6 protein-coding genes and 1 other annotated feature are annotated in these 8,057 nt (G+C 40.9%); all 6 genes read right to left on the bottom strand.

Translation table 11 applies throughout. The features are described 5' to 3' along the window. Positions 1-480 precede the first annotated feature (480 nt). Complete coding sequence (trpA, locus tag G622_RS0109480; RefSeq protein WP_026510520.1) at positions 481-1,251, bottom strand: tryptophan synthase subunit alpha; 771 nt, start codon at positions 1,249-1,251, stop codon at positions 481-483. After that, a complete protein-coding gene (gene trpB / locus G622_RS0109475; protein ID WP_026510519.1) occupies positions 1,244-2,434 on the bottom strand; it encodes a tryptophan synthase subunit beta in 1,191 nt (396 codons plus the stop codon). The genes trpA and trpB overlap by 8 nt, the downstream gene beginning before the upstream one ends. After that, positions 2,431-3,078, bottom strand: a complete 648-nt coding sequence (locus tag G622_RS0109470) for a phosphoribosylanthranilate isomerase (RefSeq protein WP_026510518.1) — start codon at positions 3,076-3,078, stop codon at positions 2,431-2,433. Before G622_RS0109470 ends, trpB begins: the two co-directional genes overlap by 4 nt. A gap of 133 nt (positions 3,079-3,211) precedes the next feature. Next, complete coding sequence (gene trpC, locus G622_RS0109465; protein WP_026510517.1) at positions 3,212-3,991, bottom strand: indole-3-glycerol phosphate synthase TrpC; 780 nt, start codon at positions 3,989-3,991, stop codon at positions 3,212-3,214. A 142-nt stretch (positions 3,992-4,133) separates the two neighbouring features. Continuing rightward, a complete protein-coding gene (gene trpD, locus G622_RS0109460) occupies positions 4,134-5,168 on the bottom strand; it encodes an anthranilate phosphoribosyltransferase (RefSeq protein WP_026510516.1) in 1,035 nt (344 codons plus the stop codon). A gap of 121 nt (positions 5,169-5,289) precedes the next feature. Further along, positions 5,290-5,537, bottom strand: a binding site (T-box leader). Positions 5,538-5,656: 119 nt separating this feature from the next. Continuing rightward, positions 5,657-8,050 (bottom strand): HD-GYP domain-containing protein, encoded by a 2,394-nt coding sequence (locus tag G622_RS0109455; protein ID WP_026510515.1) that lies wholly within the window; start codon positions 8,048-8,050, stop codon positions 5,657-5,659. Positions 8,051-8,057 lie beyond the last annotated feature (7 nt).

Genomic DNA, 8,057 nt, shown 5'->3' with positions numbered 1-8,057 from the left:
CTTATGCCTGCCATGCAGTCTATTCGCGTACTTGCTTTCCATAGACTCCCTCTGCGGCCTTTTACTTATGCCTGCCATGCAGTCTATTCGCGTACCTGTTTTTATTAGACTCCCTCTTCGAGAAAAAAAATACTGTCAGTGATCAGTCTGTTATAGTGTTATTGTCTTATGAGACTGAATGCTGATATAAATGTGTTATTTTATAGTCAGTCACTAATGTATCATTCTTCTTCAAGGACTCATCCTTACCCTAAACTCTATTACAATCCTCACAGTCTATTTCAAATTTCTTCGCGCCCTGACTGATTACAGATCGTAACGATGTACCCGCGAAGGGAGTCTTAATCGGTAAATGTCACATTGGGACTCCTTCAACGCCAACACAAAAAAACTTTATTCCAATTGCTATATCAAAAAATGTCTTTATTTCTCTTGTTACACTAAAGATTGTCTTTATTCCTCTTGTTACACTAAAGAATATCAAGCATATGCACTCTTCATATTGTTAACAAACTGTCCAACGTGAGCTGGTGCGTCTTTTCCATACTGTTCAATAATTCGGACAATTGCTGACCCAACGATTGCACCGTCAGAGATACTTGCCATTTCTGATGCCTGTTCAGGAGTGGAGATTCCAAAACCCACCGCGCAGGGAACATCAGTAGCTTTTCTTATCTTTTCAACAAGTCCCTTTACATTACTGTTTATTTTGGTTCTTGTTCCTGTTACGCCAAGACTTGAAACTATGTAAATAAAGCCCTTTGCATCTTTAGCTATGGTTGCAATTCTCTCCTCTGAGGTAGGTGCCACCATTGAAATAAAATCAATTCCATACTGAGAAGCTGTGACTTCAAATTCTTCCTTCTCTTCATAGGGAACGTCAGGTAGAATAACGCCATCCATCCCAATTTCCTTGCATTTCTCAAAGAATCTGTCCATGCCATAGGAAAAGATCACATTAGCATAGGTCATAAACACCATTGGAATTGTGACATCTTTTCTGACTTCCTTTACCATCTCAAAAATGTCGTCAGTAGTTATTCCATTTTTCAAAGCTCTGATATTTGCGCCCTGAATCACAGGACCTTCGGCTGTAGGATCTGAAAAAGGGATGCCAAGCTCAATAAGGTCTGCTCCGTTTTTCACAAGCTCTCCTATGATTTTCCTGGTTGTGTTAAGGTCCGGATCACCACAGGTTATAAATGGTATGAACGCCTTTTTGTTGCTAAATGCTTCTGCTATTTTACTCATGGATATCCTCCCCTCTGTATCTGGCAATTGCTGCACAGTCCTTATCGCCTCTTCCTGAGATAGTAATTACAATTATGTCGTCCTTACTCATGGTCGGTGCTATTTTAATCGCATGGGCTACTGCGTGTGATGACTCGATCGCAGGAATTATGCCCTCTGTCTTTGATAAATATTCAAATGCATTAACTGCCTCATCATCTGTAACAGGAACGTATTCAGCTCTTCCGATGTCATGAAGATGAGCGTGCTCAGGTCCTACTCCCGGATAGTCAAGTCCTGCAGATATGGAGTAAACAGGTGCTATCTGTCCGTATTCATCCTGGCAGAAATATGATTTCATTCCGTGGAAAATCCCAAGCTTTCCGGTATTTATTGTTGCAGCTGTCTCAAATGTGTCTATTCCGCGGCCTGCTGCTTCGCAGCCTATGAGTCTTACTCCCTCGTCCTCGATAAAGTTGTAAAAGCTTCCGATGGCGTTTGATCCGCCGCCTACACATGCAATAACAGCGCTTGGAAGTCTGCCTTCCTTTTCAAGAATCTGCTGTTTGATTTCCTTTGAGATTACTGACTGAAAATCGCGGACTATTGTAGGAAAAGGATGAGGTCCCATTACGGAGCCAAGACAATAATGAGTATCATCAATTCTCGTTGTCCACTCTCTCATAGCCTCTGATACTGCATCCTTAAGGGTTGCTGTTCCTGAAGTAACAGGTATTACTTCAGCCCCAAGGAGGCGCATTCTGTAGACATTAAGTGCCTGTCTCTCTGTGTCCTCTTTTCCCATGAAAACAACACATTCCATTCCCATAAGGGCTGCTGCGGTTGCTGTGGCAACGCCGTGCTGTCCTGCACCGGTTTCAGCTATAAGTCTGGTTTTTCCCATCTTCTTTGCAAGAAGTGCCTGACCCAAAACATTATTAATCTTATGGGAACCGGTATGATTTAAGTCCTCACGCTTTAGATAAATCTTTGCCCCACCAAGATCTTTAGTCATTTTTTTTGCATAGTAAAGTCTTGATGGTCTTCCTGCATACTCATTTAACAGTTCTGATAGCTCTGCATTAAACTCTGGATCATTCTTATAATGATCATAGGCTTTCTCAAGCTCTATCACTGCATTCATAAGAGTTTCAGGTATATACTGTCCACCGTGGACTCCGAATCTTCCCTTTGATACTGTCATTGTTTACTCCTTTTAGCTGCTACGATTTTTTTCATTTTCTCCTCATCCTTTACGCCACCTGTTTCAATTCCAGAACTGACATCGATGGCAAAAGGAGATATCTGTATTGCTTCTTCGATATTTTCAATATTTATTCCGCCTGCAAGAAAATACGGACGGGTTACTTTTTGCAAAATCTCCCAATTGAAGGCTTTCCCTGTTCCCTGGCCGGAATCGATTAGAACCATATCTGCAGAGGAATTATTGATCTGTTCAATTTTCCTATCAATTTTCTTATTCTCACCATTTCCACCACCGGATTCGATGCCCTTCACATTTCTGATTTGAAAGGCTTTTATAATTTTGGCATCAGTCATTTTGCGGAGCTTTTCTATATACTCTTCATCCTCATGTCCGTGGAGCTGAATGATATCGATAGTCTTATTATTTGCTATTTCTGCAACTACCTCAGGCTCTTCATCCACAAAAACACCAACCGCTTTTATGCTTTTGTCCAGCTTTTGTTTTAGTCCTTTTGCCTCTTCAAAAGTCACATACCTCTTACTTTTTTCCCAGAAAACAAAGCCTATATAATCAGGCCTGAGCTCATTTGAAATTGTAATATCCTGCTCTCTTCTAAGTCCGCAAAATTTTATTTTTGTCATTTTGTTTTTCCTGCAAATTCAAAATCCATTTACCTGTCAAATGAATTTTTTAATATTATGAAATTCCAAAGCCATGCCATACCAATTGCTTTATTTTTGAAAATGGCATTCTACTCTGCATTCAAGAAATTGTTTAGATGCCCTTAAGCTCCAAAAGAGCCTTCTTCCTGTCAAAAGCCCTCATGAGTGCTTCTCCTACAAGTACTGCGGACACTCCGTTTTCCCTTAGGATTCTCACATCTTCTGCATTTCTGATTCCACTCTCTGATACATAGATAACATCCTTGGGAATCATCTGTGTAAATCTCATGCTGTTTGAGGTGTCCACTGAAAAGTCCTTCAGATTTCTGTTGTTAACACCGATTATTCTTGCACCTGCATCAAGTCCCATCTCTATTTCAGCTTCATCATGGGCTTCCACAAGGGCTGATAAACCAAGTTCATCACAGATTTGTATGTACTCACTCATCTGCTCTGCATCGAGAATGCTGCAGATAAGAAGAACGGCTGAAGCTCCCAGCACCTTTGCCTCGTAGATCATGTATTCATCAACTGTAAAGTCTTTTCTGAGGCAGGGAATCTTTACGTTGTCTGCTATCTCCTTAAGGTATCTGTCATCTCCCAGAAACCACTTGGGTTCTGTGAGAACCGAGATGCAGTCAGCACCTGCCTTTTCATAATCCAGCGCAATATCCAGATATGGAAAATCCTCAGCGATAATTCCCTTTGAGGGCGATGCCTTCTTACATTCACAGATAAAGGACATTCCTTCTTTTCTCAGCGCCTTCTCAAATGAAAAATCGCCTTTTGGAAGTGCTTCTGCCTCAAATCTAAGATCCTCTAATGATTTATTCTGTTTTGCTTTTTCTACTCTTACTTTTGCATATTCAGAGAGTTCATCTAAAATTGTCATATATTTTTCATCCATTCGGCCTAAGTGTTATCACTTGCGGTAACTCGACATCAGGCGGATCACCTTTATGGGAGAAGTCCTGATGTCGTTTATCATAGGTCATTCCAATTTTTTAATAACTTATTATCACTCCCCTGCAGAATCAGGCTGTCATCTCAGCCTCGCGGTTACTTACCTCGATAAGCTTTTCAAGTGTATCCAAAGCCTTTCCTGAATCAATGATTTCAGCAGCCAGCTCTATTCCATCCTTGAAGCTGTCAGCCTTGCCTCCGATGTAAAGTGATGCGCCTGCATTCAATAAAACAGCGTTTCTCTTGTGTCCTTTTTCTCCGCCCAGGATTTTTCTTGTAATCTCAGCATTCTCTTCAGGTGAACCACCCTTTAAATCATCCTTTGTGCATCTCTCAAAACCGAATTCCTCAGGTGTGATTGTGTAGCATTTATACCATCCGTCCTTGATCTCACAGATCTTAGTCGGTGCGCTCATAGAAATCTCATCCAGCTTATCCATGCCATACACCACCATGCCTCTCTTTACACCGAGATTGATAAGAACCTGTGCAAGTGGCTCAACAAGATATTCATCATATACACCAAGGAGCTGCATTGTAGGTGAACCGGGATTTGTGAGAGGTCCAAGGATATTGAAAACTGTTCTGAAGCCAAGCTCTTTTCTGATGGCACCTACATATTTCATTGAGGTGTGATACTTCTGAGCAAAGAAGAAACACATTCCTACTTCTTCAAGAAGCTCTATGCATTTTTCAGGACTTTGCTGAATATTCACTCCAAGAGCCTCAAGACAGTCAGCTGTTCCACAGTTTGAAGATGCTGCCCTGTTGCCGTGCTTTGCAACCTTCATTCCGCCTGCTGCAGCCACGAGAGCTGAAGTAGTTGAGATATTGAAGCTGTGAGCGTTATCTCCGCCTGTGCCAACGATTTCGAACACATCCATGCCAGTGTCAACCTTTGTTGCATGATCTCTCATGGCTGCTGCACAACCTGCAATCTCCTCTGTTGTCTCTGCCCTTGCACTCTTTGTTGAAAGAGCTGATAAAAATGCAGCATTCTGTGTGGGAGTTGTCTCACCGCCCATTATCTCATTCATAACTGCATAAGCCTCATTGTATGTGAGATCCTCTTTGTTTACGATTTTTACGATTGCTTCCTTGATCATTGTACTTCCTCCTCGCTGTGACTTTTATTTTCTACTATGCATTGCTGCAAGCATTCAGGTAATTTTGGTTGCATGGTTCTGCTTTACACTAAAAAAACGCCCCTGACAGAATTACACTTCTGTCAAGGACGAATAATATACTATATCCGCGGTGCCACCTTGAATTCATAGTTTGTAGCTATGCGCTTATCAGGATACCAACATATCCCCGGCAACTGACGTATGCCCTACGTAACGATATACTCGGTAAAATTCCTTTGTATCGTTCCCTCAGCGGTCCATTTGACAACTTGTTTCTTACCCGGCTCTCACCACCCCGGACTCTCTGTGAAGGCATCACTGCCGTTATCTCCGCTTCATCAGTTTAAAGTATTAAGTTGTTTAAAAGTTTACTTCCAATAAGTCCGCTTGTCAATCAATTATACAAAATTGATTAATTTTGTTAGTAAAGAAATTAAAATAAATCAATTGCACAAGAGTAATTTAGCTTACAAATACCTTATCTCTGTGAGGGCCACCTGGTCTCCGGAAAGTGATACATACACATCTTTGACATCCTCAGGGATATTCGTAATGTTCTTTATGGCTATTCCCCCGTTCTCGGTGGTAAGCGTGACTCTGCTTCCAAATCGCTTGAATTCCAGCTCGCAGTTATAGCCCTTTTTATTGAGCTCCTTCCAGGCATCCCAGGATTCGAAGTTCTCTGTAAAGTTTGTGATCATCTTGTTCTCAGAGTGACCCTTGGAATCCCAGTACTCACCATCAAGTCTTATGAGAGCAAATTCCCTGTAATTTTTTCCATCCACCTTTTTATCGTCTGAATAGAATAAAATTATGTGAGGACAATGCCAGATAAGTCTGGCTGTTGGAAGGCACATTGTATGGAATTCAATTCTCATACCATCCCTGACAGGCACACCATCAGTTTTGGCAAAGTGATATCCTTCAATCTGAATATTCGGAACATCCCCTTCAAGCCTGTCGATATAGCTGATCTCCTCAGCAATTCTGGGTATATAATCATTGGGCACAGGCTTTTTCGCCTTGTCAGCCGAAATATTATAAATATAACAATACTCACCTGTAAGTGCAGCATACATGTATCTTACAGCGTCCGGAAGAGCAATTATAGCTTCCACCTTGAGAAATTTACTGCTAATAACTATCTTTGCGTGATCTCTTATTTTTACAGCCTCAATGTCATATTCAATAACATCTTTACTCTTTATCAGTGCGTTATATTTTTCCCTGTCAGAGTATTCTGTCTTTACCTGAATATCTCTTGCACCGCTGCAGATTTTATTTCCGTCAAACCATAACTCGCCAAATTCCAGATAGCCTAAATCTTCAATCTTATCCGGCTGGTAGTATATCTTTCCATCCAGTGAATCATAGAGGACCAAAGCGGGTATATGAAATTCATTTTCTGTATCTTCATCCGGTTTACAGGATATATGAATTTTCACCGGAGTCTGATCAACAATTATTCCGTCTGAGATTTTGCTCCTGTACTCCGCAGGATGAAGGTCCTTATTTCCCGCAAGGCCTATGGTTTCTGTTCTCTCTTTCATTTCATAGGTGTTATCCATATCTATCAGGTGAAGCATTGTATTTGCAAAAACAGGATCAAACTGAGTTCCTGTACCTTTTATGATTTCTTCTCTGACCTTTTCCTGCGGTCCCGCATCCCTGTATTTTCTCTTGGAAGTCATAACATCATATGCGTCCGCTACAGAGATTATTCTCGCAATCTCAGGTATGTTTTCTCCTGCAAGCTTATCAGGATAACCTGTTCCATCATATCTTTCATGATGATATTTAGCCGCAATACTAAGGTAAGGGAACTCCGTAATACTTGATAAAATCTCCTCACCTATACTTACATGCTGTTGAACCTCTTCGTATTCCTCGTCTGTAAGTCTGCTGCTTTTAGCTATAATATCATCCGGAATTCCTATTTTTCCTACATCATGAAGAAGTGCCGCATAATAGATCTCATCGCATTCTTTTTCTGTCTTCCCCTGCTCTACTGCAATTCTTCTGGCATAATCCGCAACTCTGGCAGAGTGTCCGTGCGTGTGACTGTCCTTGGCATCAATCGCGGTTGCCAGAGCGCTGGCGGTTTGCTCGAAAAGCCTCTTTATGCTAACACTCTCTTTTTTCAGATAATCAATCTCACTCTGAGTTGCAAGTTCAGCTGTTTCATTGATATCTATCAACGTGAAGGTATATATGATCAGCAAAATGATCACAATAGTAATATTTGTGAGAGAAAGCCCATATAGAAAAATCTGGGCAATAGTGGATATTATCGGGGCAATAGTAAATGCCAGAAATCCAAATCTGAGTCTTCGCCTTAAATTTTTACGGTACTTTGTTATACATATGAGCTGAAATCCGAGAGAAAGCAGTGTACATGCATAGCAGACAAAAAGTCCCGGTTCTCTCTTATAATGGTTTGTCTCATCAAAGGTGTAGTAAAGACCTGTAAACTGGGATACAATAAGCAGCAATTCACCAATGGAAATAAAAAAATCCACAAACCGAAGCTCAATCGGCACCCGACCCAGATTACCTTTTTCACGAAGTATGTCTGCAAATAGCAGATTAAATGCATGAATTACTGAAAGAGAAATAAAGAATACCAGAAAATTGGTTATCCTGACCATCCAATATCCCAGTGTAGATTCATCCCCTCGAAAAATATAAGCAAACCTGTCGGCAAGCATAAGAATCATTCCATCCAACTCAAGGTATATAATGTATATCTTTCTCTTTGCCGGCAACGTTTTTGACAGAAGTGCATAAAACGCAGTTATACCGCACATTCCTGCAAGGAACAGCATTATGTTCAACTGGTGCACCCTTACAAATTCAAACATTAAAAAG

Source organism: Butyrivibrio sp. LC3010 (assembly GCF_000424385.1).
GTDB lineage: Bacteria > Bacillota > Clostridia > Lachnospirales > Lachnospiraceae > Butyrivibrio.
This window is presented reverse-complemented; position numbering and strand designations above follow the sequence as displayed.

Coding starts and splice junctions, on each gene's coding strand:
- G622_RS0109470 (WP_026510518.1), bottom strand. CDS start 3,078: ATGACAAAAATAAAATTTTGCGGACTTAGAAGAGAGCAGGATATTACA.
- G622_RS0109455 (WP_026510515.1), bottom strand. CDS start 8,050: ATGTTTGAATTTGTAAGGGTGCACCAGTTGAACATAATGCTGTTCCTT.
- trpB (WP_026510519.1), bottom strand. CDS start 2,434: ATGACAGTATCAAAGGGAAGATTCGGAGTCCACGGTGGACAGTATATA.
- trpD (WP_026510516.1), bottom strand. CDS start 5,168: ATGATCAAGGAAGCAATCGTAAAAATCGTAAACAAAGAGGATCTCACA.
- trpA (WP_026510520.1), bottom strand. CDS start 1,251: ATGAGTAAAATAGCAGAAGCATTTAGCAACAAAAAGGCGTTCATACCA.
- trpC (WP_026510517.1), bottom strand. CDS start 3,991: ATGACAATTTTAGATGAACTCTCTGAATATGCAAAAGTAAGAGTAGAA.